Annotated in this window: 22 protein-coding genes; 12 read left to right on the top strand and 10 right to left on the bottom strand. The window is 44.6% G+C overall.

What is annotated here, in order from left to right; translation table 11 throughout:
• Positions 1-169 precede the first annotated feature (169 nt).
• On the bottom strand, positions 170-250 hold the full coding sequence (locus A6049_RS34590; protein WP_370739116.1) for a putative holin-like toxin: 81 nt from the start codon (positions 248-250) through the stop codon (positions 170-172).
• A 315-nt stretch (positions 251-565) separates the two neighbouring features.
• On the bottom strand, positions 566-1,135 hold the full coding sequence (locus A6049_RS24260) for a TetR/AcrR family transcriptional regulator (protein WP_063567113.1): 570 nt from the start codon (positions 1,133-1,135) through the stop codon (positions 566-568).
• A gap of 201 nt (positions 1,136-1,336) precedes the next feature.
• Here A6049_RS24260 and lpdA point away from each other — a divergent pair, with 201 nt between their 5' ends.
• From lpdA to A6049_RS24285, 5 genes are all read left to right on the top strand, one after another.
• Positions 1,337-2,740 carry a dihydrolipoyl dehydrogenase gene (lpdA, locus tag A6049_RS24265; RefSeq protein ID WP_063567114.1) on the top strand — a complete coding sequence of 468 codons (1,404 nt, stop codon included), beginning with the start codon at positions 1,337-1,339 and terminating at the stop codon, positions 2,738-2,740.
• A gap of 223 nt (positions 2,741-2,963) precedes the next feature.
• Positions 2,964-3,596, top strand: coding sequence for a biotin/lipoyl-containing protein (locus A6049_RS24270; RefSeq protein ID WP_063567115.1), 633 nt, complete (start codon positions 2,964-2,966; stop codon positions 3,594-3,596).
• Complete coding sequence (locus tag A6049_RS24275) at positions 3,580-4,752, top strand: ABC transporter permease (RefSeq protein ID WP_063567116.1); 1,173 nt, start codon at positions 3,580-3,582, stop codon at positions 4,750-4,752. Before A6049_RS24270 ends, A6049_RS24275 begins: the two co-directional genes overlap by 17 nt.
• A 171-nt stretch (positions 4,753-4,923) precedes the next feature.
• Positions 4,924-6,102: a DUF4317 domain-containing protein gene (locus tag A6049_RS24280; protein WP_063567117.1), complete on the top strand. Its 1,179-nt coding sequence runs from the start codon at positions 4,924-4,926 to the stop codon at positions 6,100-6,102.
• 72 nt (positions 6,103-6,174) lie between these two features.
• Positions 6,175-6,567 (top strand): hypothetical protein, encoded by a 393-nt coding sequence (locus A6049_RS24285; RefSeq protein ID WP_095206206.1) that lies wholly within the window; start codon positions 6,175-6,177, stop codon positions 6,565-6,567.
• Between the two features lie 78 nt (positions 6,568-6,645).
• Here A6049_RS24285 and A6049_RS34445 read toward each other — a convergent pair whose 3' ends face one another.
• Entirely contained in the window at positions 6,646-8,451 is a 1,806-nt protein-coding gene (locus A6049_RS34445) for a flagellin (protein WP_063567119.1), read from the bottom strand.
• A 298-nt stretch (positions 8,452-8,749) separates the two neighbouring features.
• On the bottom strand, positions 8,750-9,694 hold the full coding sequence (locus tag A6049_RS24295) for an AraC family transcriptional regulator (protein ID WP_063567120.1): 945 nt from the start codon (positions 9,692-9,694) through the stop codon (positions 8,750-8,752).
• 172 nt (positions 9,695-9,866) lie between these two features.
• Between A6049_RS24295 and A6049_RS24300 the strand changes: the two genes are divergently transcribed.
• Together A6049_RS24300 and gnpA are read left to right on the top strand one after the other, a co-directional pair.
• Positions 9,867-10,886, top strand: coding sequence for a glycoside hydrolase family 88/105 protein (locus A6049_RS24300; protein WP_063567121.1), 1,020 nt, complete (start codon positions 9,867-9,869; stop codon positions 10,884-10,886).
• 13 nt (positions 10,887-10,899) lie between these two features.
• Complete coding sequence (gene gnpA / locus A6049_RS24305; RefSeq protein WP_063567122.1) at positions 10,900-13,074, top strand: 1,3-beta-galactosyl-N-acetylhexosamine phosphorylase; 2,175 nt, start codon at positions 10,900-10,902, stop codon at positions 13,072-13,074.
• 157 nt (positions 13,075-13,231) lie between these two features.
• On the opposite strand, the gene A6049_RS24310 is transcribed toward gnpA, so the two are convergent.
• On the bottom strand, positions 13,232-14,572 hold the full coding sequence (locus A6049_RS24310) for a lytic polysaccharide monooxygenase (protein ID WP_063567123.1): 1,341 nt from the start codon (positions 14,570-14,572) through the stop codon (positions 13,232-13,234).
• A 397-nt stretch (positions 14,573-14,969) separates the two neighbouring features.
• Between A6049_RS24310 and A6049_RS24315 the strand changes: the two genes are divergently transcribed.
• Positions 14,970-15,185 (top strand): hypothetical protein, encoded by a 216-nt coding sequence (locus tag A6049_RS24315; protein ID WP_063567124.1) that lies wholly within the window; start codon positions 14,970-14,972, stop codon positions 15,183-15,185.
• A gap of 143 nt (positions 15,186-15,328) precedes the next feature.
• Here A6049_RS24315 and A6049_RS24320 read toward each other — a convergent pair whose 3' ends face one another.
• Together A6049_RS24320 and A6049_RS24325 are read right to left on the bottom strand one after the other, a co-directional pair.
• A complete protein-coding gene (locus tag A6049_RS24320; RefSeq protein WP_063567125.1) occupies positions 15,329-15,652 on the bottom strand; it encodes a hypothetical protein in 324 nt (107 codons plus the stop codon).
• Positions 15,653-15,764: 112 nt separating this feature from the next.
• Positions 15,765-16,709: an alpha/beta hydrolase fold domain-containing protein gene (locus tag A6049_RS24325; protein ID WP_063567126.1), complete on the bottom strand. Its 945-nt coding sequence runs from the start codon at positions 16,707-16,709 to the stop codon at positions 15,765-15,767.
• 249 nt (positions 16,710-16,958) lie between these two features.
• On the opposite strand from A6049_RS24325, the gene A6049_RS24330 reads away from it, so the two are divergent.
• The gene (locus A6049_RS24330) at positions 16,959-17,945 is read left to right on the top strand and encodes a phosphotransferase (protein WP_063567127.1); all 987 of its coding nucleotides are present in this window, start codon (positions 16,959-16,961) and stop codon (positions 17,943-17,945) included.
• A gap of 99 nt (positions 17,946-18,044) precedes the next feature.
• Here the strand turns inward: A6049_RS24330 and A6049_RS24335 are convergent, their stop codons facing one another.
• The 3 genes from A6049_RS24335 to A6049_RS24345 all read right to left on the bottom strand — a co-directional run bounded on the left by A6049_RS24335 (position 18,045) and on the right by A6049_RS24345 (position 20,259).
• Positions 18,045-19,148 (bottom strand): DUF4003 family protein, encoded by a 1,104-nt coding sequence (locus A6049_RS24335; protein ID WP_240321528.1) that lies wholly within the window; start codon positions 19,146-19,148, stop codon positions 18,045-18,047.
• Between the two features lie 96 nt (positions 19,149-19,244).
• Positions 19,245-19,637 carry a hypothetical protein gene (locus tag A6049_RS24340; RefSeq protein WP_063567129.1) on the bottom strand — a complete coding sequence of 131 codons (393 nt, stop codon included), beginning with the start codon at positions 19,635-19,637 and terminating at the stop codon, positions 19,245-19,247.
• A gap of 238 nt (positions 19,638-19,875) precedes the next feature.
• Entirely contained in the window at positions 19,876-20,259 is a 384-nt protein-coding gene (locus tag A6049_RS24345; RefSeq protein ID WP_240321529.1) for a DUF6713 family protein, read from the bottom strand.
• Between the two features lie 152 nt (positions 20,260-20,411).
• Between A6049_RS24345 and A6049_RS24350 the strand changes: the two genes are divergently transcribed.
• Genes A6049_RS24350 through A6049_RS24360 form a run of 3 tightly spaced genes read left to right on the top strand, consistent with a single transcriptional unit; the run spans position 20,412 to position 24,472 of the window.
• Positions 20,412-22,385 (top strand): serine hydrolase domain-containing protein, encoded by a 1,974-nt coding sequence (locus A6049_RS24350; RefSeq protein WP_063567130.1) that lies wholly within the window; start codon positions 20,412-20,414, stop codon positions 22,383-22,385.
• Between the two features lie 54 nt (positions 22,386-22,439).
• On the top strand, positions 22,440-23,114 hold the full coding sequence (locus A6049_RS24355) for a response regulator transcription factor (RefSeq protein WP_063567131.1): 675 nt from the start codon (positions 22,440-22,442) through the stop codon (positions 23,112-23,114).
• Positions 23,111-24,472, top strand: coding sequence for a HAMP domain-containing sensor histidine kinase (locus A6049_RS24360; protein ID WP_063567132.1), 1,362 nt, complete (start codon positions 23,111-23,113; stop codon positions 24,470-24,472). The genes A6049_RS24355 and A6049_RS24360 overlap by 4 nt, the downstream gene beginning before the upstream one ends.
• The last annotated feature ends 94 nt before the right edge of the window (positions 24,473-24,566 follow it).

Below are 24,566 nucleotides of genomic sequence, written 5' to 3' on the forward strand. Positions count from 1 at the left end.
GAATTGAAATCCACAATCACCATGTTATAATAAGGACAGAAACAGCTTATAATGCAAAGAGAGCCGTGCGCTAACACGACTCTCTGATGCAATAGCCGCTTTTAAGGGCGGTGGGCTTAACAAGCAGGGTACCGACCAAATAGACCGCATCCCTTAGCCAGAGGGCGGTCTACTTGTCTTTATTGGACAGCAGCGCTACAATCAGCAAACCGAAGGTAAGCATTAGCATAATTGCTTCAAATACTGTCACAAGGGATAACCTCCCTTCCGGGAGATTAGCCGACCGCCCATATAAGCCTTTCCATTGCTCTGTGAGTATACCATATTTTTCTTGGAGCTAATAGATGAACAATATTCGTTTTCATAAAAGTCTTGGCATGATAATTCCCCAGTACAGTGAATGCGAAAAGAGCATTACGGTGGCTAGTATGAAGCATTATTTATTTGAAAACAAATAAGAGAAAACACGCCATTTATAGGCGTGTTTTTTGTGTTTACTGCTGAATAACAAAAATTAAACAGCATCAAAGTTACGCATTTTATAAGGGCCCGGAGCGTTTACTTTTTAATTACTTCTAACCAATTCTTTGGCTTGCTGCCTGCCCGCCGCGAGAAAGCTGTCGCTTAGTTCAGGATCATTAACAGAGCGTGCAAGAACAAGCGAGCCGACTAATGTACTAAACAGGGCACGACTTTTGGATACATCCATATCTGCCAGATTGGAGATAAAAGTGATCATCCGCTCCAGTTCATGAGTGAATACCTGCCGAACCTCTTCGGAGGAGCGGGATATTTCACCGGAAAGGGCAGGGAAAATGCAGCTCATTTCCGTTTTGTCGCGGTGATAGGGACTGAGATAATAATCGATGACTGTATTAATTTTGGGGTTCTGCTCTTCCTGATCCGCAACTTTCTGAAGAAGTGCGATGGTATCGCTAATGGCATATTCACAGGCTTCGGCGACCAACTGTTCCTTGTTGTCAAAGTGTGAATAAAACCCTCCATGAGTCAATCCGGCTCCCTTCATAATGAACGGTACACTGACGTCCTGAATACCATTGGTACGAAAAGCCCGAGCCGCACTCTCAACAATTTTACCTCGTACTTTTATTTTATGGCCTTTGGGATAGGGCATTATCATTCACTCCATAGCTTCATCATTCTGCTTTTTTAAAATATTATAGTCATCATAATAAATCCTGTCAATTTGGCCACTGGGTGTTGGCTGGTTTACAAAGGGGCCAAATACGGTTGTTGACTGCCTTAAAATATGATGGTTATAATATATTACGATCATCATATTTTAAATCGGCTTCAAATCGGGAGGTATCAGGATATGAGTAAGCTTGAATCTGTAGATACGTTAGTTATTGGATCAGGTCCGGGAGGATATGTGGCGGCGCTTCGTTCTTCACAGCTGGGGATGAAGACGGCAATCGTCGAACGTCAACAGCTCGGCGGGGTCTGCACGCATGTGGGGTGCATACCATCCAAAGCATTAATTGCGGAATCACATCGCCATGATTTGTTCAGACAGTTCAATCAAGCTGACGCGGCAGCGACATTTAAGATTGCACAGGATTTCAAGCAGGGGGTTGTGAATAAACAGGCAGGTGGCGTCCACTATTTGTTAAAGACTGCGAATGTGACCATTTTCGAAGGCGAGGCCAGTCTGGTGGATGAGCACACAGCGATGATCCAGCAAGCTGGACAGGAGCAGAGCATTTCTTTTAAAAACCTCATACTGGCAACAGGATCTCGTCCAATTGAGCTGCCAGCATTTCCAGTTGGAGGTCGTATCTTATCTTCCACAGAAGCACTGTCTCTGCAGGAGGTTCCGAGTAGTCTGGTTGTGATCGGCGGAGGGTATATTGGTGTGGAACTTGGACAGATGTATGCCAAATTCGGAACAAAGGTAACGATTCTGGAGGGTGGAGCACAAGTATTGCCCGGATTCGAGGCGGAACTTGCAGCACCTGTAGTCAAACAATTGAAGGCGGATGGCATACACATCGTAACCGGAGCGATTGCTGAAAAGGTGGAGCAGAAGGCTGATTCCATTACACTGCATTATTCGAAAAATCAAGAGCAGCACCAAGTCACGGCGGAATATGTATTGGTCACAATCGGCAGGAAACCCAATACAGACGGCCAGTTAGGACTGGAACGCATAGGTGTGTCCGTAACGAACAAGGGACTGATTGAGACGGATGAACAGTGCAGGACGGTTATTCCGCACATTTATGCCATTGGAGATATTACGGCTGGTCCGGCACTCGCTCACAAGGCCTCCTATGAAGCAAAAGTAGCAGCAGAGGCCATTGCGGGTCTTACCTCCAAAGTGGATTATAAGGTGATCCCGCTTGTCGTCTTTTCTGATCCGGAGCTATCCAGTGTTGGAGTAAGTGAGACGCAAGCCAAAGCACAGGCCATTCCGGTGGTTATCGGAAAATCTTCTTTTGGGATCAACGGAAGAGCATTGGCATTAAGGGAAACCGAAGGATTTGTAAAAATTGTAGCTGAACCAACCTCGGGAATTGTCATAGGTGCGCAAATCGTTGGCGTGGAGGCGTCCACACTGATATCGGAGCTCGGACTTGCAATTGAGATGGGCGCAACCGTAGAAGATCTGGCCATGACGATTCACCCTCATCCCACTTTGGGAGAAGTGATCATGGAGGCTGCCGAGAACGCGGTCACCAAAATGATAATGAGAACTAAAAATACGCAGCAAATTTAACCATATAAATTGAACTAAACATTTACACGAAACGGAGAGGACAGAAAGAACCTGAAGAAGCGGAGCGTTCGCCTTTATCACTGGATTTACCATTTATAAAAGGAATCAAAAAAATCTGGGGATAACAGCGATCGGAAGGTTGTTCTGTCATCGGAGTGTCCAGTGTAAATAATTTTTAGTTCAACTTATATACACGAGGATTGGGAATGGGAGAGATATAAAAATGAAGATAAAAGCGGGTTTGTATATCGGAATTGCGATGGTGTTTATTGTTGGAGGTTCACTTCTGGCTGTTAAAGGCAAGGATGCTGTAAGTCAGGCTGAGAGCAGGAAACAAGGCATGCTTGAGGCAGAGCAAACGACTTTATTTTATCAGAATAGTCCTGGGGCGATTGTAGAGGTGGGTGCATCTGCAGGTGACTCCGTGAAGAAGGGAAAGGTGTTATTCAAAGTGAAGTCAGCTGGGGAAGGAGATGTGGATGTACTTGCACCGTATGATGGTTTGGTTGACCGAGTTGCTGTAAAGCAGGGAGATCAAGTACAAGCAGGAGTGCCGCTGGCGGTTCTGCAAAAGAAAAATTACTATACGGACCTCTACATCCAGGAAAGTGAAGTTCAAAAGCTTGAAGTGAATCAAGCCATAGATGTTAATTTTCCCTATTTGGATCAGCCAACACAGGTGAGTGGAGTTGTTACTTCCATCTCATCTGCCCCACAATTCGCGAGCTTGCGCATGTCACGGGAAAAGGGGCAAGCCGATCTAAGTATGTTTCTGGTCCGAATATCGATGGATTCGAATGCTGATTTGCTTCCGGGGATGACAGCAGAGGTGAAACTTGATGAAATCACTGATTGACGAATGGAAGTACGTATCGGGAAGTAAGTATGTTCGATTAATTTTTATCGGCCCGCTTATTGCAGCCTTATTCTTTGGTTTAATGTTCTCGCAGAATCAAATTAGCAAATCGCCAGTTGTGGTCATTGATGAGGATCATAGCGAATATTCACGGCAGTTGATCTCCAAAATAAATGCCTCGCAATATATGAGCGTCAAAAGCGTATATGCGAGCCGAATGAGTCCGGAAACATTGCTTGCCAATGAGCAGGCTGTAGCGGTCATTATGCTTCCCAATCAATTGGGCTTACGTCAACAACAAGGGAAATCGACGAATATCGGCATCTTGATGGATAACACAATGCCCTCGGGGCTAACCGGAATCCGGACCGCGATTCAGGAGATCATCCAGACGGAAAATATGACCCTTTCCATGACACGTCTGATCCAGAAAGGGATGGATGCCGAAACGGCTAAAGGAATCGTGTCGCCGATCTCGCTTCAGCAACGGATGCTGTTTAATCCAACCTCCAGTTATGTCGGTTTTATGGTGCTAGGATTTGTGAATATCGTAGTATTGATGATTACGACAAGTGCAGCGGGCTCGATTGCACCTCGGCTACGTCAGGAAGGGAAGCTGTTTGCAAACGGAAATTCACCTTTCCAGGTATGGATTCGTTGTGTACCTTACGCAGTGTTGAGTTCTCTTTCGCTGCTTCTATCTTATGGATTGTTAAAGCAGGTGGGGGGAATGCGTTTTGAAGCGGAGCCTTATCTTTTTATCATCCCATTGGTTATTTATGCCTTCGCCTTATCACTTCTGGGTATGTTGATTGGATACACAGCCAAAGACATATCCAAAGTCAACCTACGAACCAGCTTTGTATTGTATCCTTCCTTTCTGGCAACGGGAATTCAACTAACGCCGCTGGCGTTTCCAGAACCGTTTCAAATTTTCGCATGGGCACTACCCATGAACTGGCTTAACCGCCTGATTCGTGGAATGGCTTTTCGGGACGGAGCGCTTACAGCCTACAGTCAGGAGTTGGGGGCATTGCTAATTATTATTGGCGTTGTGTCCTTGTTCATGGGGTTACTGTTTTTGCGTGAAGGGAGCAAAGTGTCTCCCAGCCGTGAACCACTTTTGAATGCAGATATGTTGCCGAGCAGCAGTTAATTGAAAAGATAAGCAGTGAATCGAAAAACAGACGCACGGGAATCATTCCTGATGCGTCTTTCTTTTTTATTACTGTAGATGACATATAACGATAAAGGTCCTTCTAGCGAAGGTTTTTTATATCGTTTATACTTGTAAGGCCAATTTACTTGAGGAGTTGTCTAACGAATCATGAATAAAAAAGAAGTCGCGCATATACGCAAACAGTTTAAGATGGATCATGATTTACTGAATATTTACGATATACTCAACGTGTATATTACGAAAGAAACGAACGAGATTTATCATTGGGAGCGCCATCCGTTTGAGCTGGTGGATAGAGAGAAACAGGAACTGTACATGGGCAATTTCAAAAAATTGCTGACGGGTGAGCTGGATCAGAAATTGTTTGAGCTGAAGTTCCAGGAGCAAGCGGAGGAGCCGGCTCAGGTGATGCTTCACCAAGCACTGGTAACAGGAGATCCGGAGGAATGGCAGGACCTGATGCTCCTGTTAGTAGAAAGAATGTTGGTGGATGCCAAGTATGAACGGGATATGGTGATCACGTTTGTTCGTGGACAGTATTACTTGCCAACCAAGGCTCGGAACGATGAAGCGGAAGAAAGCGAGAAAAACGAAGTGTTCGCACATCCATTCAATCTGTGCAGTGTGAATTCCACGGAGAAGCAGCGGAAAACGCTCTTGTTTGATTACGTGGAGAGAGAATTTAAGTACAATGTCATTGTAGATCCGGTTGTCAAATTAAGCACACCGGAGCAGGGTTTCCTGTACCCGAGCGTAACGGACAACTACTCCGATGTGAATCGTGTTCTATATTGCACAGGTAAATCCAATTTCCCGGATCCGCATTTTGTCGAAAATGTATTGAATGGAGAAAGGTCTGTGACAGCACTGGAAGAACGGGCGATCTTCGAAGATATCGTGAAGGAAGTGGCCGGTGAACAGCTCGACTCAGCCACAATTGCACATGTGTACGAGGAGATCAACCGGGTCATCGAAATTAACGAAGAGTCACATGAAGAAGAACCTCCGAAACTCGATTATAAAGATCTGGAACGTGTGCTGACAGCAAGCGGTATAGAGGACCTGACGTCGGAGAAAGTGGAACGGGCATTTGAAACCATCGTCGACAACAAGAATTATGAAATGAAAGCGACCAGTGTTATGCCGAAGTTTACGTCCAAGTCCATTAAGATTGAAACCAAAGTTGCTACGATTTCGGTTAGCCCACAAGATTTGAGATATGTGAAACAAGTGAATTATCAAGGCAGACGGTGTATCATGATTGAAGTTGACGAAGATGTCGTGATTGAAGGGTTCACGCTAGCCTCAGAGACACTTTTAGATTAAACCACGTTCAACGCAGGACAACGATCAGGGATCTTACCATAAAAAGGACTACCGCAACAGGAGATGACTTCGATGAACAAAATGCTTTTGATCTTGATTGGGGCCGCAATGATGCTGACGGCCTGCAATTCGAACGAAGCCAATCCCGACAACGATACAGGCAGTAATGAGCAATCCGCACCGACCGAGACGGTGCAGAAAGACAACGAACCAGCGGAGGAAAGCCCTAATCGCGGTGAGTGGTCTTCACTTCCCGAATATGACATGATTGTTCGGACTATTAATCCGAAGGAGTATACCTTTCGAACCGTAAGCGATAACGAAAATGAACGTATTCTTCTTCTTGCAAACCAGTACGGTAAAGAGAAATACAAGACTATTTTTATTAAAAACACGAGTCGTCTTAAAATCATTGATGTCGATGGTGCTGGACAACTTTTCAATGAAGTTTTGGAAAACAGCTGAAAGATACTGGAACATATAGAATAGACGAAATCCCCTTCCAAATATGTGGAAGGGGATTTGTGCGTAGATTGTGTTCTTTTATTTTAATAACTGCAGCACGGTTTGAGGATTCTGATTGGCTTGGGCCAGCATAGCGTGAGCTGCTTGAATTAAAATATTAGATTTGGTCACACCCAACAATTCTTTGTTCATATCGGCATCGCGGATACGCGACTCAGCCGAGGTTAAATTGGTGCTGGAATTGTTTGTGTTATTCAGCGCATGTTCCATGCGGTTCTGGAGTGCACCATATATGCTCCGGTAATTAGTTACCTTACCTAGAGCTCGGTCTGTTTGGACCAAGGCTTGGTTAGGATCTGCTGGCGGCAATAGTCCCATATTGGTGAGTCCCAACCCCTCAGCCTTTACATTAAAGAGAGGAATATATAAGGATTGACCTGTGTTGGCACCCATTTGGATGTCGAGGTTGGGCGGTCTATAGTCGATGTCCGTAATGTCCGTAACAATGGTGGTATCAATATGCTTGATTATTTCCGTTTCACGAGTAAATTCGAACACTTCCATGTTTAAGGAAAACGGCCCGTAAGAGAAACCTAAAGTTATGCTTGAACCGCCAGGGATTGTAAAATCCCAATCGAAATTAATTTGGGATTGGCCCCCAACTGGGTTATTTACTACCAGCTCCGTCGGGGATGTAAAACCAATTGAATCATCAAATATGATGGCAGCGTTAGCGTTGGTCCCATTCATATTAAACGTGTTTCCTGACGGGGGAGTAAATGCGTTACTTCCAGCAGGCAATGGATTACCACTCGCATCATAGATAACAGAATCAACCGGGGGATCCATTACATTGCTCAGTTTAAAACTGGAGTCCGAAGGGTCACCATTATTGATGACATATTTAATTTCCATGGAGTTATCGGGCAGTATGGTTCGGAATCTCGTTATGGACAGATTGGTTCCAGGAAACCACATATGGTCCCAAGCCGGAACAGTTCCTCGGTTACTGCGAGAGGTATATTCTAAGGCCCTCGTGCTTCCGTTGACTTCTACGTTTTCGAGCATTGAACCATATACATCGGCAAAGCTTTCCGGACCGAAGCTGGTTTTGTTCATGCCAACGGAATACCAATAGCTAGGTTCCGAATATTTAGGGTCATTAGATAGCATCAGGCTTTCATGGACCGTAGTTGTTGTATCTGTTACAGTCGTTGTGTTGGTGTCGACCGTATATTCGTTGTACCCCTCTCTTGAATCTGGTAAAACAATCGGAGTAATGGTACTTGTATTGGAGAGTGTATTGCTTGTTACGGATGTATCTATACTGCTTACCAGATGCCTTGGTTCTTCGGGTTCCCCCGGTGGTTTGTACACCACGGACTTATGTATTGTTGTTGTTGGAGGCGGATCGCTGACGGTATGGACGGTATTACTGTTGGACCGATCGGCAAGTATTTCGTAATCGTCTCTAGCTAATAAGTTAATTGTATTAAACTCTGTTTTTGTGGAAATGCTGTCGATTTCATTCGTAAGCTCCCGTATTTCTTGGTCAATCATTTGCCGATCCTGATCAGTGTTTGTATCGTTTAAACCTTGAATGATCAGTTCTCTTTGTCGTTGCAAAATGCTGGTTATTTCATCGAGGCCCCCCTCCGCGGTCTGTATGACGGAGGTGCCGTCCTGAATGTTTCTAGATGCTTGGTCCAACCCTCGGATTTGTGCTCGCATCTTTTCGGAAATCGCTAAACCTGCCGCATCATCCGATGCTTTGTTGATCCGAAATCCCGAGGATAATTTCTCCATGTGACTCGAACCGGCCTTCGAGCTTTCCTGCAATCTTCTTAACGTGTTTGAAGCCGCTAGATTATGTGAGATGATCATGTTTTTATACCTCGATTTAAAATGGATATTCTGATTTATTTTACCATGTAGCCATAAATGTGTCTAATACTTCGTGAATGTTGAGTCGGGTAGCGGTTTTGACGATGGCGGCGACGATTGTCGCCATGTATATTTATCTGCGGTAAAACATGCGAAAAGGCATTAACCGGCGAGAACACAGGAAAGAATGTGTAAGGGATGAACGTTAACGCAACCTTTTGGGGTTGCGTTTTTTGGAATGAAAAACTGGATTGACATCGAAATTTAGAAGTGCTACCAACTTTCCTCCCTTTTAATCCTACACCCATCCCGTAAACTCCAAAATGGAGGCTTTGGCAGATTGCACTTCGGACTGTGCGTCTTTGCGCCATTCTTTCGGCGATTTCCCCATAAGTCTGGAGAAGCAGCGGTTGAAGCTGGAAATGGACTGAAAACCGACTTGTTCGGAGATCGAAAGAATGGAAGCGTCTGTGCTTTTTAATTGCTTGCAGGCTTCTTCAATTCGGGTGCTGTTCAGGAAATCCAGAGGTGCCGTTCCCATAATGTCATGAAATTTCCTGCGAAAATGGGTGGTGCTTAGGTGGCACAGATCAGCGAGAAAATCGATGGTAATGGGCGACATATAGTTTTTGGTGATATACTCCAGAACCGGAGAAATAACAAGATCACCTTTTAGATTATGCTGCGTTTCTTGATCTGCCAAGGGTTCATTCCGGGAATGGATTCGCAGGAGTTCGATATAAAGGGATAACAATAAGCCATAGGCACTTTCCTGATAAAAAGGATTTTTCTGCTTTAATTCCTCTACCACAGATGTCGCAAGGGTATAGATCCTTGGATGTTCCTCTCTATTTAAAATGCAGTTCAATCCCTTAATGGCCCTCAAATTGGGTTCAAAGTTACTGCAGGCACTGTTCTTAAACGACTGTTGAAAGAGGTCCTCGGGCGAGAAAAAGAGATAAGACCATAAGCTGGCTTCATTGGGTGAACTATACGTTGTATGAGGAAGATATCTGGGGATAAAGGTTACATCACCGGCTTTAAAAGGTACCGATTCACCTTTGATCTCCATAATGCCGCTATCTGAATGACAAATACCAATCTCCAGATGGTTGTGGAAATGAAGATGTTCACTTTTGATATCAGAGATTTTCCAACGTTCACCGCTTAACAGCAGAATAGGAAAGTGGATTGGCAAGCTATAGTGGCGGTATTCAATAATAGGCTGCTTTTTTCTGGGCACATTCGATAACTCCCATTCATAAATGATTGAAATTGCGCAGTTTTGTTGCGAATATGCTTAGATTGACACTATTTTACTGCGTACAATGGAATAAGTAAAGCGTTTTCAAACCAAGGACGGACAGCTCTCAAGCGCATTTGGGGGCATGTGCGCCACGAGAGGGGAATCACCGATGCTTCAAGTGAAATATGACAGGGAAGAAATTTTAAACGTTATTGATAACGTTACGAAAAAAACACTGGCAATGGATTTGACGTGGGATTGGCCTTGCGGTGTGGCGTATTATGGTGTTTCCAGAGCTTATCAAACGACAGGCAACCAAGAGTATTTGGACAGGCTTGTCCAATGGGCGGATGAATACATCGAGCTGGGGTTGCCGGACTGGACCGTAAATACATGTGCGATGGGCCATATGCTGATTACTTTATATGAGGAAACAGGGAACCAAAAATATTGGGATATTGTAATGAGCAAGGTGGATTATCTACAAAATCATGCGCTCAGATTCGGAGATAACGTACTGCAGCATACCGTATCCATTTCCAATGATTTTCCCGAGCAGGCATGGGCGGATACCTTATTTATGGCGGCATTTTTCCTGCTCCGTGTAGGAAGCAAATTAAAGGATCAGGATATGATCCAGGATGCCCTTAATCAATATTACTGGCATATCAAATACTTGCAAGATCCGAGTAGTGGTTTCTGGTACCACGGCTACAATAACGTTAACAAGGACCATATGTCTGGATTGTATTGGGGAAGAGCAAACGCTTGGGGTGCTTACACCATGTCGCAAGTAAAACCACAGTTGAAGGACTGGTATCTATATCCACAGTGCATGGACGTGGAGTGCTCGCTGCGGGATCAACTGGCAGCTCTGAAGCTCGTGCAGACAGAGAATGGCTTGTGGCGCACAGTTCTGGATGACGAGCAGTCATATGAAGAGGTATCGGCTTCCGCTGGTATTGCAGCAGCCATGATCAATAACGGTAATCCGCTCCATACCAAATACGTTCAAAAGGCATTGGAAGGTATCCTGAACAACATTAGTGAAGATGGACGTGTGCTTGGTGTATCTGGTGGTACGGCGGTGATGAAGGATCGGGATGGCTATCGCAATATTCCAAAAGACTGGATTCAGGGCTGGGGTCAGGGCCTGGCGCTCGCTTTCCTGTCCGACATGTTGAAATAGGGAGGGAACCAAGTTGTCCAAACCAATTAAAGGCTCCTTTACAGTACCCGGCGAATCCGGTTATGAGGCACTGACTTTGGAACTTGCCGAACGGTGGGGGGCCGATGTCATTCGTGACAGTGACGGTACACAATTATCCGATGAGATTATTAACGCGGGGTATGGCATTTATTCGACCATCTGCATCATCCGGGATCATAACGAGTGGGCATCTCGAAATCAAGATAAGCTCCAACAATGTTTTTTAATTACGAATCCGAAGGTAGCTGTACAAGATTATGTATCGTTCTATCTGATGGAGGATTTTTTTGCTGAACAATTCAAGGTGAATGATTCGAAAGAGGCATTTAAATATTGGCAGGTCTTTGACCGGACAACCGGGGAGGAAGTGCCAAGAGGACAGTGGAATTATGAGAGGGAATCCGGCCATGTAGTCATTACCGGCATCGTCCCTTGGCATAAATACACGGTAAGCTTCATGGCCTATCGGATCTGGGAAGAGATCTCGATGTACAATCACACCACAAACCATTGGGACAAGGAGCACTTGATGCAAATTGATCCGATCTATTCGGAAACGCAGACATATCTGCTGGAATGGATGGAGGATTGGTGTCAGCAGCATCAGGAAACAACGGTGGTTCGTTTCACCTCATTGTTTTATAATTTCGCCTGGATCTGGGGCAGCGACGAGCGTAATCGCCATCTCTTCTCGGATTGGGGCTCATATGATTTTACGGTAAGTTCGAGAGCACTTGATCTGTTTGCCAAAAAAGTTGGATATTCGCTCTCTGCTGAGGATTTTGTGAATGGCGGCAAATATCGCGTAAGTCATATCCCGGCGCAGCAGCGCAAGCTGGACTGGATGGCATTTATCAATGATTTTGTCATCGAATTCGGTAAGAAGTTAATTGATATCGTGCATAACCACGGCAAGCTGGCGTATGTCTTCTATGATGATAGCTGGGTTGGCATGGAGCCTTATAATGACCGCTTTCAGGAGTTTGGATTCGATGGGATGATTAAATGTGTATTCTCCGGTTATGAGGCAAGAATGTGTTCAGGTGTCAAGGTGGATACCCATGAGATTCGTCTGCATCCCTACTTGTTTCCGGTGGGCTTAGGCGGACTTCCTACCTTTAAGGAGGGCGGAAACCCTACGCTGGATGCCAAAAAGTATTGGATCAATATCAGGCGCGCTTTGCTCAGAGAGCCGATTGACCGGATTGGACTGGGTGGATATCTGCATCTGGTTGAGCCTTACCCGGACTTTTGCGATTATATTGAGAAGATTGCGGATGAGTTCAGGGAAATAAAAGAGCTTCATCATGAGGGTAAGCCCTATCAGATTAAGGCGAGGGTAGCTGTTCTGCATAGCTGGGGCAAATTAAGATCGTGGACATTGTCCGGCCATTTCCATGAAACGTATATGCATGACTTGATTCATGTTAATGAAGCCTTGTCGGGCTTACCGGTGGAAGTGCAGTTCATTGATTTTGAAGATATCCGTCAGGGCGTGCTGCAACATATAGATGTCGTGATCAATGCCGGCTCTGCCGGTTCAGCCTGGAGCGGCGGAGAACTTTGGAATGACTACCAATGTGTGGACCTGCTGACCAAATGGGTGTATGAAGGCGGTACTTTTATTGGCATCAACCAGCCAGCGGCGGTAGAAGGGTACGACAGCTTTTTCAGAATGGCACATGTTCTTGGGGTGGATGAGGATACTGGCACCAGGGTGGTTCATGGAAAATGGACATATGAGACTCGCGATGAGCATGGTTTGTTGCCGGAAGGGGCAAGAATAACGCCGAAGAATAACATATATCTTACCGATGGAACAGCTGCTGTGGTGGATGAAACGGATGGTATGATTACATTGTCTACACATGATTTTGGTAAAGGGAAAGGAATCTACCTGCCTTCATTCGAATTCAGTTGGGAGAACACAAGGTTGCTGCTGAATCTGATTCGTTTTGCGGGCCGTGAATCCCATGAAACGAAGTACATTACGGATAACTTATTTACAGAGTGTACTTATTATCCGGAGAGTAAAAAGTTGGTCGTCATTAACAATAGTGGTCAGGTTCAAACGACGACGATCGATACCGAGTATGGGAAACAAACTGTGGAATTAGATCCGTATGACACCCGGATCACCCATATTGGCTTAATAAAATCGGTATAGAAACATAAAAAGCAAGCAATAAGACGTTCGGGACTAATTCCTGAAGCGTCTTATTTTGCATGGTGTAATACATAGCCGATCCCTGAATATGGACCGGCTATGGTTGTAATCATAATCTAAATGGACTTCTTTTTAACTAATCCTCCAGTCAATCCCGTTATTGCAGCTGCCAGAGGGTTGGTGTTGCCGAAGGGATCCAATCCACTTGAGACGTGTGTGTAAGAAGGCATTTGTAAGTCAAGTTATTGTAGCTCACGATTGTACCCGCTGTGTATTGAGTATTAGCTGCCCATGCAGGTGCAGTAGAAGCAGCGGCTGTTTTACCGCTGACTGTGCTGGCAGCAGATTGGTTGCCTGCTGCATCAACAGCATAAACCGAAAAGTTGTATGTTGTGTTCGCTTCAAGATTGGTTACCGTATATGACGTTGCCGTCCCGGATGTCGTTGTAACTAAAGTAGAGCCGTTATAAATTTTATACCCTGTCACGCCTACATTATCCGTAGATGCCGTCCACATCAGCTGAATGCTGGAGGAGGTTGGTGCTCCCATCACATGCAGCCCGCCTGGAGATGTAGGTGCGGTAGTGTCGTTTGCAGGAGGTGCAGTTGTGGTAACGCTTACACTATTACTGGCTGCAGATTCATTGCCTGCTGCATCGACTGCTTTGACAGTAAAGGTATAGGCCGTGCTTGCTGTCAGCCCTGTGACGGTATAGCTTGTAGTTGTGCCGGATACATTGCCGATTAAGGTAGTCCCGTTGTAAATTTTATACCCCGTTACGCCTACATTATCTGTGGAAGCCTTCCACGATAAGGATGTACTGGTCGCAGCAGTTGCAGTTGCCGCAAGTGAAGCTGGAGGTGTTGGTGCCACATTATCAACCGGGTTCGTCCCGGAGAAGTTTACGTCGATGACATTATAGAAGGCGTTGGGAGTATCCGCAACCTCCCAGACTGCTAGAATGACATGATAACCGCTGCGTTCGGGTACGTTGCATGAGTTGGTGTAGCTAAATGGTGGTTGGCTGCCATTATAAGGAACTGAACAGAACGGTGTCAGGTCAAACGAATCACGGGATAGAGGTGCATTCGGATTCCAGTTCGTTTTCGTAATATAATATTTCCAGCTTGCCGTTGAATGGTTAGCTGTCAGCTTCCAAGTAAACGTATTACTGCCACTAGACATATTCACTTTCGACCAACGTGTGGCGGATTGCTCATCGAGCTTAGGGAAGACGCCGTTAGCGCTTGCAATATGGCCGTCCGTAGGTCCTGCAGTAGGGAAGCCTTTAGGTGCTTCCAGGCTTTGGGGTTCATACACGATACTGCCGCAATCTTGATTGACTCCCGAAGCACACAGTGCAGCTCGGCTCGCCGGCCCTTCTACGTAACCATGTGACAACGCCTTTGGACTGTTGAACAGCATGCTTACCGTTGTAAGCACCAGCAGACAGCAAATCAATACTAGCTTTGAAGACGGTAAAATGAATCTGAACATTCGATAGCCTCCTGTATCATTTTTTTTATATAAACTCAAGTAAGAGCTTATATCGAAATTAAGGAAGTGCTATGCCATATACCATATATGGATATCGTTTGATAAAGAAATCGATATACGGGAATTTCTAAAGTTATTGTAAAGGACCTACATTTGCTGAACAAGGATAAATTTGATAGATAATCCAGTTATTTAAGACTTAGGTAGGCATACAAAAAGGCCTTTGCGGAGAGAACATCTCTCCACAAAAGCCTTTATTTCCGACTGGATTGATAAGTAAAATGCGTATTATACATCGATTTTACAGAAAAGGCAAGAGGAAAAAGATTGCTTTTAAGTGGGGAATCGTTTATGCTAAAAAAAGGAAGTTTACTATATTTGAAAGGAGGAAGTTGAAATGGAAAATATGTGTATGAACATGATGATGAACATGTGTATGGAAGAAATGATGTGCAAGATGAAATCCATGAAGATGATGATGGAATGCATGGAAGACAAAAGCATGATGGAAGGCATGGACATGAATAAAATGATGTCCTGTATGCAAGAATGCGACGAAATGATGACAACAATGATGGGCATGATGAGCAACATGAAGAAAGCATCCATGTAATTATCGATCATTCATTTCATGTAAAGCTGGCGGGCTTTACATATGTGTGGAACAGTTGACTGTACGCATCAAAAGAATAGTAAGCCTTTAATCAAGGCGGGTTAAGCAGACGAACTGCAGACCGGCTTTTTTTCTTATTTATTTTATTTATGTTGAAGAATCTTCCGAGAGACATCAATTCGCATTAGCTTTAATTTGAACCATTGCTCCTGTAAAGACTCAGTCTGGTAACCTTCTGAAGCGACTCTCAGCTTGCTGAAAATGTCCACCAGTTGTTTGTTGATTCGGTCGTAGCTTGTAAGCAGCTCACGGAGCAGTATCGCTTTTCGTTCTTCCTCCAGTAACGCATCCTTCTGATCTTGAAGCTTCCTGAGAATATCCTCAGCCCATTCCGAGTCTTCTATGGTACGGGCATAATTATATAGGTCCAAATAATCGTTAACCCAAGTTTGTGTCAAAGAATCCATGGCGTTATCACTCCAGTCAGCTACTCTTTTCTATATACCGAGTATTATACCCGGAATAATACAATTTACAAGTGCTGAATATGATTTTACTGGTTTTTTTTCAGTAGTAGTCTCATATATGCAATTCATGTGATGCATGCTTAATAATATTAATGATTTTGTGCTCTGCATCCTTGGCTTCAGGAATAGGGTAAAGCACAAAGACATGATTCATTTTGGGATATACAAAGGTATTATGGTCAATGCCCTGGTCGGTAAGCAGTTTGTCGAGCTTCATGTTGTCGGGAAATAAACCTTCATGAGTTCCGATGAAAATGGTAATCTTTCCGAGTCTTTTGAAATCTCCATAGATTGGACTAATCAGTGGATCATCCAGATCTTTATCTGCCGCCCATATTCTCCGAATCACATCATAGCCTTCCACAGCCAGCATCGGATCTCGGGTCTCATAGTCGAATATGACCGGGTTGTCCAGAACCATATCCACACATGGAGATAACAAAATGATATCTTTGGGTTGAGGAAGAAGATTCGTCTTGATGTAATGTGCAAAGCTAAGCGAAATATTTCCTCCCGCTGAATCTCCCATAATGGTAAGTTGTGCAGGACTCTTTATCGATTCAATGATTTCCCGGTATAAGTTCAAGAGTCTTGGATATGTATGCTGGTAGTTGAAATAAGGCACTTTGGGATAGATGGGTGCTATAACTTTGGCATTCAACGATTGTGCGATGCGGTCCATGAATTTCCAATGAAAGGTTAGAGGCTGGTGCGTATGAGAGCCGCCATGTATATATAGAATCACTTTTTGATCAGCAGACATCTGGTCATTCAATGTAAATACCTGCATGTCTTCAAAGGAACGTTCATTTACTGAAGAGATTAATTTAACCTTACCCAGCTCATAAGGTTTAGTGTTCTCTACACCCATGTGTTCCAAGTGCTTCATGGTGTTTTCTCGCGTGGATAAATTCTTCTTGCTATCTAAAGTTCTGATGTATTTTTCTAGTAAATAGCTCTTGATAGAGCGTTTTTTGTTATATATATTTACACTCATTTGTGCGCCGCCTCTCATCCATAAAGTATGATATCCACAGTATAAAGCCTGAAGTATACTTCAAGGTCAAGGCTGGGAAAGTGATTGGTGCACATAAAAGAGGCGAAATGAATTCAGCTATGCATTCACCTGATTAAATATATATTCTGGAAAATAAATTAAAAATATACTATGTTATAGATTGATAGATGAAGGAATCATTTATCTGTAACTAAAGTGATGATTATATCAAACTGAAGGAGCATACATATGTTCAATCAACCGACTGCTTTACGTTCAGTGCTCAACCCTAAATATCTGGAGCATGTATTGAGTGATCAATACAACATCGGATCGTGGGAAGAATGTTTATTTTGGCTGAGAGGGTTAAATGATACCTACCGGGTACGTACTTCTTCTGGCATGTATATTCTTCGTGTCTACCGTACTGAAATTACGGAAAACGATGTTCAGTACGAACTCTCCCTGTTATCTCAATTAAAGGGCATTTTAGGTTCATCTGTACATACCGATATTGGAGAACATATCGAGAAGAAAGATCATACTGAATATACGGTGCTGGAGGCCGCGGAAGGCAAGCGGGTTGCTGTGATGTTTCGGTATATAGAGGGCATCGAGAACAACCTTGAAGATGAAGAGTCGTGTTACGCTTTTGGTCAGTCTGCGGCTGAGCTGCATAAAGCGATGGACCAAGTGGTATTGGAGCAGCCGCGATATGAGTTGGATACGAAGTTTCTCATTGACGAACCTCTTGAGCGAATCATCAACTACATCGGTAAAAAAAATGAAGCATCATCATTTCTACATACGTTTGCTAGAGCGTTAAAAGAACGCATCGGCGTCGCATCCAAACAAGGTTTGGACAATGGGCTGTGCCATGGCGATATGCATGGGAACAATAATGCTTTTCAACAGGGCAATCAGTTCATCCATTATGACTTTGAGTGGGCTGCTAATGGTTGGCGTGCCTACGATCTGGCGCAGGTGAAGGCTCGAAAGAGACAGTCTGGTGAGCAAAAAGAAGTGTTATGGAGTGCGCTCATAGCGGGATATCGTTCGGTTAGAAGCTTCTCTGCCGAAGATGAACAGGCTGTTGACCTTTTTATTATTGCTCGCCGATTCTGGGTTATGGGTCTGGATGTTGCTTTTATCGAAAGTGATATGGGCGCGCTGGATTATGGTTCGGATTGGTTGGATAGTTTCGTGGAAGAGTTCCGGGATAAGGGGATTGTTTAGCGGTGATGACTAACAGCAATGATGGATTCAAATGAAGTAGGCCTTCTGGATGGTTCCAGAGGGCCTCTTTTTTTGTAAGATGCATTTCATGACCTTTACTTAGTTCGATGAAGTCGAAGCTACGACGGCAGCCGATGTTGCAGCAGCGGCCATGGCGGCCTGTTGGGCAATGATAATGTTGGTGATGCTAGTGGAGACCGTCGTGGTCAGGACGCCGTTTCGAAGATCCTCCACATATTGCACGGCCACCAGCGAGGACGAGAGCAGCAGCAGCTCCTGTTTGTTGATTGACCAGGCACCAAAGCCCTTCTGTGTACGCAACCACTCATACGTTTCCTCAACTTGTTCTACCAGCGTATCTCTGTCAGCGGGCAGTAGAGAGAGGATCCCCAGAGCCGGCAGGGTGTACATTTTGTCTAATCGTATTCCCCGTCTGCGGAATGCCTCATTTAACGCTATCACATGAGTGCCCGCCTCCGGATTATCATCGCCTAGGACCAGCACCTGCGTTAATGCCTGCACACTATTGCCTGGTGAGAACTCAGGTTTTAATTCTGCATAGAGCTGCTCCATACGGGTCACACCGGATTCTACGTCGAGATCGGAAAGGGCCAGCATAGCAGCAAAAATATAGTCGTCCTGTCCGGTAAGAAAGCGGTGTTGGGCCTTCATGTGATCATAAAATGCTTTGGCTCGTTCGACCTTATGCTCGAATTGCTCAGTCGTCGCGTGAGCTGCAATCTGATAGGCGGCGATAACCAGAAAATCGGACGTACGAAATTTGATTTTTTTCATCAGATCATAGATAAGCAGGGTGTCTTCCAGTTTCTTTTCCTGATCTGTCGTAAGCGAGAGTAAGGTGGCGATGCTGATCGCCGAATTTCCCCTGAAGGCCGAGAAGAGATTGGTGTTTTGCTTAATCAATTCATGACTTTGGCGAATGGCCTCGCCATCGGCTTGTTTATTTTCTGCTGCATATAAAAGGGCTGCCAGACGGTGCATCATCACATTTTGCCACTTGAATGATTTTTTGATGATCTGAGAGTTGGAAACGAATAATTCGACTCGTGCAGCATGTTGCTCTTGCATAAGCAGACCTCCCGAATGATTGGACCTTTTCTCCAGTTTACTATAAATGGGGCCTCCCCGTTCACAGAAAAAAGCACCCCAACAGAAGTTTATGGAATCCTTGGCAGGCTCCAATTTGTACTTCTAAGAGGTGCATTTTTGATTAAAACTGAAAGAGTTCATGTATTTGAATCTGTATATAAGAATGGATACTATGTGTTCGTTGTACTGTTAATTGAAAGATATGGTATAGGATACGGAAGGGTACAACGTTGTGGACGCTGGTACGCGTTCTACCACAGTGACCAGAGTGCCAGGATTGTAGTAAGCTGAACCGCCGTTGTAATTGTTGTTGTTTACAATGGCTGTCCCCAGGTCGATTGTCGTATTATTGTAGCTCCAGTAGTAGTGCAGTTGAAGTGCATTGGCTGCGGAAGCCGTAATTTTTACGCTTGTACCGGTGGTTTTGGCATTAGGGAGAATGTAGGCGTATCCTTGACCAGCAGTGAGTGTATTGGAATAGCTGCCTCCATAACTTACGATGGCGGGATTCGCTGATGCGGTCAGGCCGAACATAAGGGATATGCCCATAAAAAATACAAATAATGTGTTTAGTTTTTTCATCGATACCTCATCCTTTCAAAATGAAATGTTTTAAAGTGTAAGCTCACTAAAACGAAAACCTTTTCGAAAATGGATTGAGACATCCTCCTTTTTTCAGTTTATGTTAGCGTTAACATTCCTGACGGCTATAATATATACCAATAAAATACAGTTGTAAATAGCGGAAAAGAGTATACAAAAAATGACCGCTTTAGGCGGTCATACGGTTTCTTATTTCTCAATGTACGATCTAATGAAATTACAATAATAACGCTAACAAATGGATGGCCCCAATAATCCCCATGGGGTAAATGAATGATCTGGAAAATGAATTCTTAAATTCATTACGAGGGTGTTTTTCGAAAAATAGGTGCAGTACCGCATGAATGATGAAAAATATATCCAGCACCCAGAACGTAATCGTTTGATATGAGCTGAAAAGCAGTGCGAGTATGACGGTATAGAGTGGTAGGTGAACGAATGTGAAGCATTTATAGGCTTTTTCATCTTCCATATCTTTCAGCACGATAAACAATTTCCACTCAGATCGTCTAATGGCGTCCATTTCGTGCAATAGAAATAAAGATAAATTAAACAAAAATAAGACTAGTAAAAAGTCAGGCATCCCAATTCTCCCTTTCATATTAAACCTTCCCCTATCTTACTAAAGCCAATTATATTTGGCAAAAAATGACTAAAAGGTTCACGCTCCGTTCATACGTTCTTGATATGCTCTCGAAAGAAAGCCGAGGAACAGTGATCAACACAAAATATACGGAGTGGTGGAGGTTTGTTATGTCATCGTCGATAAGGAAAATGGTTTGCAAAATGATGTTACTGGTATTGTTGGGTGCTACGCTAGGGGCAACTTGGTTAGGGATTAAAGCTCCCGTATCAGCAGAGGCTTACTCTTCCGGATTGAGTTCTGGTACACAAGAGAAGGGAATCGCTGTTAACCTGGATAACAAAGAACAGCTAGCAGCATTCATTGATGGGATTATGGATGTTCAAATGGATTCTTTACAGATTCCGGGTGCCGTCATTTCGATTGTGAAGGATGGGAAGATTCTGCTCTCCAAAGGGTACGGACATTCGAACATCGAAGATAATAAACCCGTTGATCCCGAGACCAGCCTGTTTCGGATTGCGTCGACCACAAAGCTGTTCACATGGACCGCAGTGATGCAGCTGGTTGAGGAGGGAAAGCTTGATCTGGACACTGACGTTAACACCTATCTGAAAACGGTGAAAATACCACCAACCTATGCGGAACCAATTACGTTACGTCATCTCATGACCCATACGGCAGGCTTTGAGGAAGGCGGTGTTGGATATCAGATTACCACCGATCCAGAGAAGCTCCCCGTCTCCATTGCAGAAACAATGGCAAACCATATGCCAGCTCGGGTCATGCCTCCAGGCGCGATGCTGGCATATTCCAACTATGGTGCCTCACTCGCCGGACTTATCGTCGAAGAAGTTGGTGGCATTGCTTATAATGACTATATACAGAAAAATATATTTGATCCGCTGAGCATGAAGCATGCTACGGTGGAGGAGCCTGTTCCGGCATCGTTGAAGCCTTATGCCGTACTTGGATATGCCCGAGCTAATGGCGAGTATGTAACCAAGCGTCCTACGTTTGAAGGTGGCTTCCGACCTGCAGGATCAGGCAGTGTCTCGGCGAATGATATGGCTCATTTCATGATTGCCCATTTACAGGACGGACAATATGAGGATAAGCAAATTCTCAAGCCGGAAACCGCCAGGCTTATGCATTCCCCGGCATTCCAGTTTGACGAACGTTTACCCGCCATGGACTTGGGATTTTATGAGTTGAACATGAATGGACTGCGTGTGATCTCTCATGGAGGTGCCGACGAGCTATTTAATACAGCGCTTTATCTTGTACCAGACCAACAAGTCGGCATATTTGTTTCCTATAGTGGAGGGGACGGTGGAACGGCAGCAGGAGGATTGGCGCAAGCCTTCTTTGATCGTTACTATCCTGCCCATATTACGAATCAGCCTGCTGCAACCTCTATTGAACTGGGGGAGCCTCTGGAGAAATATGCAGGTTCCTATCAATTTACACGTCGTAATCACACGAAGATCGATAAGTTTTTCAGTTTTCTGACTCAGATCAATATTGAGGTTTCGGATAACCGGCTGTCGATTGGAAGTGGTGCAGATCAGCAAGTATACACTCCGATTGGAGTGAATCTATTCCAGGAAGTCGGCGGCAAGCATCAGATGGGATTCCGTACGGATACAGAGGGCAAGGTCACGTATCTGTTTCTGGATATACTCAACCCCATGCCACTGGAACCAACCCCGTTAATTAATCAATCGAAGTTCTGGCTTCCGTTGCTCGGTATCTCGGCCGTTCTGTTCATTACCGTACTACTGGGAGCTGTTTATCGTAGACGCAAAATCAAAGCGATGCCAAGGGCACAGAAATGGGCAGTCCTGCTGTCGGTAGTTACGTCCGTGTGGTCATTGGTGACCTTGGGAGCTACACTTCTGGTGATGAACTTAGATCTGATCGATCGACTCAGTCATATTCCACTATCTCTACGTCTTTATCTGTTCATGCCTCTGATTCTTGTGGGATGGAGTGTGGCAATCGTAACGATGAACGTTCTGGCATGGAAAAACAAATATTGGACGTTACCTAAGCGTGTGTATTATACGTTCGTAACTCTAGCAGCAGTAACCTTATGTTTATTTTTCTATCATTGGAATCTGTTGGGCTGGCATTTTGGTTGAACCCTCCACCCAGGTGGAAGAGGAGAAGAAATATATTGGAGGCATGCATTTGATATGACCCAAATCCTTGTCGTGGACGACGATGTGCACATTCGTGAGCTGATTACCTTGTTTTTGCGGAATGAGGGATTTGAGATCGTGGTGGCTAAAGACGGTGCAGAAGCATTGGATATTGTTGAGAAATCCCCAATTGATCTGGTTATCCTCGATATTATGATGCCAAAATTGGATGGTTGGGAACTATGCCGGGAGATCCGGCGCATGGATCTGAATATGCCGCTCTTGATGGTTACGGTAAAAGGGGAATCGGCTCAGAAAGTGAAGGGATTCCAGCTTGGAACAGATGATTATTTGACGAAGCCCTTCGATCCACTGGAGCTTGTGATGAGAGTGAAAGCATTGCTGAAACGGTATCTGATTGTCTCTTCCCAAACGATTCAATTGGGGGGCATTACACTGAATCGCCGCAGTTTTCAAGTGATTCGAGGGGAGGAGACGCTTAATCTGCCTTTAAAGGAGTTCGAATTGCTGTTCATGCTGGCGAATCAGCCTGGGCAGATATTTACCCGGGAACAGCTAATTACGAAAATCTGGGGGAGCGACTATGAAGGGGATGACCGAACGGTTGACGTTCACATTAAGCGATTAAGGGAAAAATTCGCTGGTGATGCCCACCATTTTCAGATTGAAACGGCCCGAAGTCTGGGCTACCGGTTAGTGATCACATGATCAAGACCTTATACGTTCGCATCATTATCACATTTCTGGTTGTCATTATTTTCAGCCTGCTGTCGTCTTTCCTCATAGGGCTCTTTCTGTTCAAAAAAGAAGTAAACCATCTCGGTCAGAATGACATGATTGCAACAGGTGAGGAAATGATACGTCTCTATGAACAAACACACCCGGAGGACCGGGAGGCATTCATTAAAAGTATGGTGAAGATATCCACCTATCCCATTCATCTATATGATGTTTCCGGCAACGTAACATACTATGATCTGGACAATACGGAGACCGTTCAAATTGCACCAGAGGTGGTTCAAATGGTATTGCAGGGTCAGGTCTATCGTTCTCCGGCTGAGGTGGATCAGACCTTTATCGGTCTTCCTTTCCCATTCCAAGGGAAGCCGCAAGCCGTGTTTATGCAATATTCCCCGCAGAACGAAAATATCATTAATCGGATGGTCCTCCTGATATTATTACTCGCACTGTTTATCGGAAGCCTATGTATTTTTATTGCTGCAAGGTACTTGGTGAAACCGATTCAGGTATTGACTCGTGCAACCAAACAGCTGGCGAAGGGTGATTTTGACGTGGAAATCCAAACGAAACGTGTGGACGAAATGGGAGCTTTGACACACAGCTTTAATGAGATGGCGAGTGAGCTCAAACAGTTGGAACAGATGAGACAGGATTTTGTTTCCAATGTATCTCATGAGATTCAAACCCCGCTGACCTCTATTTCCGGTTTTGCCATGGCGATGAAAAATAGTAACCTAGTTGCTGAGGCTGATCGTAACTATTACCTCGATATTATTATTACGGAGAGTGGACGGCTATCCAGACTTAGCGATAATCTGCTGGAGCTTGCATCTCTGGACTCCGATCATCATCCGTTCGAGGCGGCTACCTATAATCTTGATGAGCAAATCCGGCAAATTATCGTTACTTGCGAGCCGCAGTGGTCCACTAAAAATATTCAGGTTCATCTGGAGTTGGCAGAACCGATTCAAGTTACAGCAGATCGGGATCAGCTCGATCAGGTTTGGATGAATCTGCTGGGGAACAGCATCAAGTTTACGCCAGCAGGTGGGCATATTCATATACGGACGCACCAGTTAGAGAACAAAATTCTCATCACGATAACGGATACGGGCATTGGAATAGCGCCAGAGCAGCTGGATTATGTGTTTGATCGGTTTTATAAAACAGATCTGTCGCGAAACCGCAGCATCAGCGGTAACGGTCTGGGCCTTGCGATCGTCAAGAAAATTGTGATGCTCCATCACGGAACCGTCGAAATGAAAAGCCAGGAGGGTGAGGGTACGACGGTGCTGGTTCATCTGCCTATAGATTCTATTGCATGATTGGACAGCATCGAGACGATTAGCGAAGCTAAGGTAACCATTATCATAAGCATAAGAATAATCGCTTCAAACGCGCCACGGTTGGCGTGTTTTT

Origin of the sequence: Paenibacillus sp. O199, assembly GCF_001636635.1 — a bacterium.
GTDB lineage: Bacteria > Bacillota > Bacilli > Paenibacillales > Paenibacillaceae > Paenibacillus > Paenibacillus marchantiae.

What these genes read in the sequence shown, in the direction of transcription:
- A6049_RS24260 (WP_063567113.1), bottom strand. Translation starts at nt 1,135, where the DNA reads ATGCCCTATCCCAAAGGCCATAAAATAAAAGTACGAGGTAAAATTGTT.
- lpdA (WP_063567114.1), top strand. Translation starts at nt 1,337, where the DNA reads ATGAGTAAGCTTGAATCTGTAGATACGTTAGTTATTGGATCAGGTCCG.
- A6049_RS24270 (WP_063567115.1), top strand. Translation starts at nt 2,964, where the DNA reads ATGAAGATAAAAGCGGGTTTGTATATCGGAATTGCGATGGTGTTTATT.
- A6049_RS24275 (WP_063567116.1), top strand. Translation starts at nt 3,580, where the DNA reads ATGAAATCACTGATTGACGAATGGAAGTACGTATCGGGAAGTAAGTAT.
- A6049_RS24280 (WP_063567117.1), top strand. Translation starts at nt 4,924, where the DNA reads ATGAATAAAAAAGAAGTCGCGCATATACGCAAACAGTTTAAGATGGAT.
- A6049_RS24285 (WP_095206206.1), top strand. Translation starts at nt 6,175, where the DNA reads ATGAACAAAATGCTTTTGATCTTGATTGGGGCCGCAATGATGCTGACG.
- A6049_RS34445 (WP_063567119.1), bottom strand. Translation starts at nt 8,451, where the DNA reads ATGATCATCTCACATAATCTAGCGGCTTCAAACACGTTAAGAAGATTG.
- A6049_RS24300 (WP_063567121.1), top strand. Translation starts at nt 9,867, where the DNA reads ATGCTTCAAGTGAAATATGACAGGGAAGAAATTTTAAACGTTATTGAT.
- A6049_RS24310 (WP_063567123.1), bottom strand. Translation starts at nt 14,572, where the DNA reads ATGTTCAGATTCATTTTACCGTCTTCAAAGCTAGTATTGATTTGCTGT.
- A6049_RS24315 (WP_063567124.1), top strand. Translation starts at nt 14,970, where the DNA reads ATGGAAAATATGTGTATGAACATGATGATGAACATGTGTATGGAAGAA.
- A6049_RS24320 (WP_063567125.1), bottom strand. Translation starts at nt 15,652, where the DNA reads ATGGATTCTTTGACACAAACTTGGGTTAACGATTATTTGGACCTATAT.
- A6049_RS24325 (WP_063567126.1), bottom strand. Translation starts at nt 16,709, where the DNA reads ATGAGTGTAAATATATATAACAAAAAACGCTCTATCAAGAGCTATTTA.
- A6049_RS24330 (WP_063567127.1), top strand. Translation starts at nt 16,959, where the DNA reads ATGTTCAATCAACCGACTGCTTTACGTTCAGTGCTCAACCCTAAATAT.
- A6049_RS24340 (WP_063567129.1), bottom strand. Translation starts at nt 19,637, where the DNA reads ATGAAAAAACTAAACACATTATTTGTATTTTTTATGGGCATATCCCTT.
- A6049_RS24345 (WP_240321529.1), bottom strand. Translation starts at nt 20,259, where the DNA reads ATGAAAGGGAGAATTGGGATGCCTGACTTTTTACTAGTCTTATTTTTG.
- A6049_RS24350 (WP_063567130.1), top strand. Translation starts at nt 20,412, where the DNA reads ATGTCATCGTCGATAAGGAAAATGGTTTGCAAAATGATGTTACTGGTA.
- A6049_RS24355 (WP_063567131.1), top strand. Translation starts at nt 22,440, where the DNA reads ATGACCCAAATCCTTGTCGTGGACGACGATGTGCACATTCGTGAGCTG.
- A6049_RS24360 (WP_063567132.1), top strand. Translation starts at nt 23,111, where the DNA reads ATGATCAAGACCTTATACGTTCGCATCATTATCACATTTCTGGTTGTC.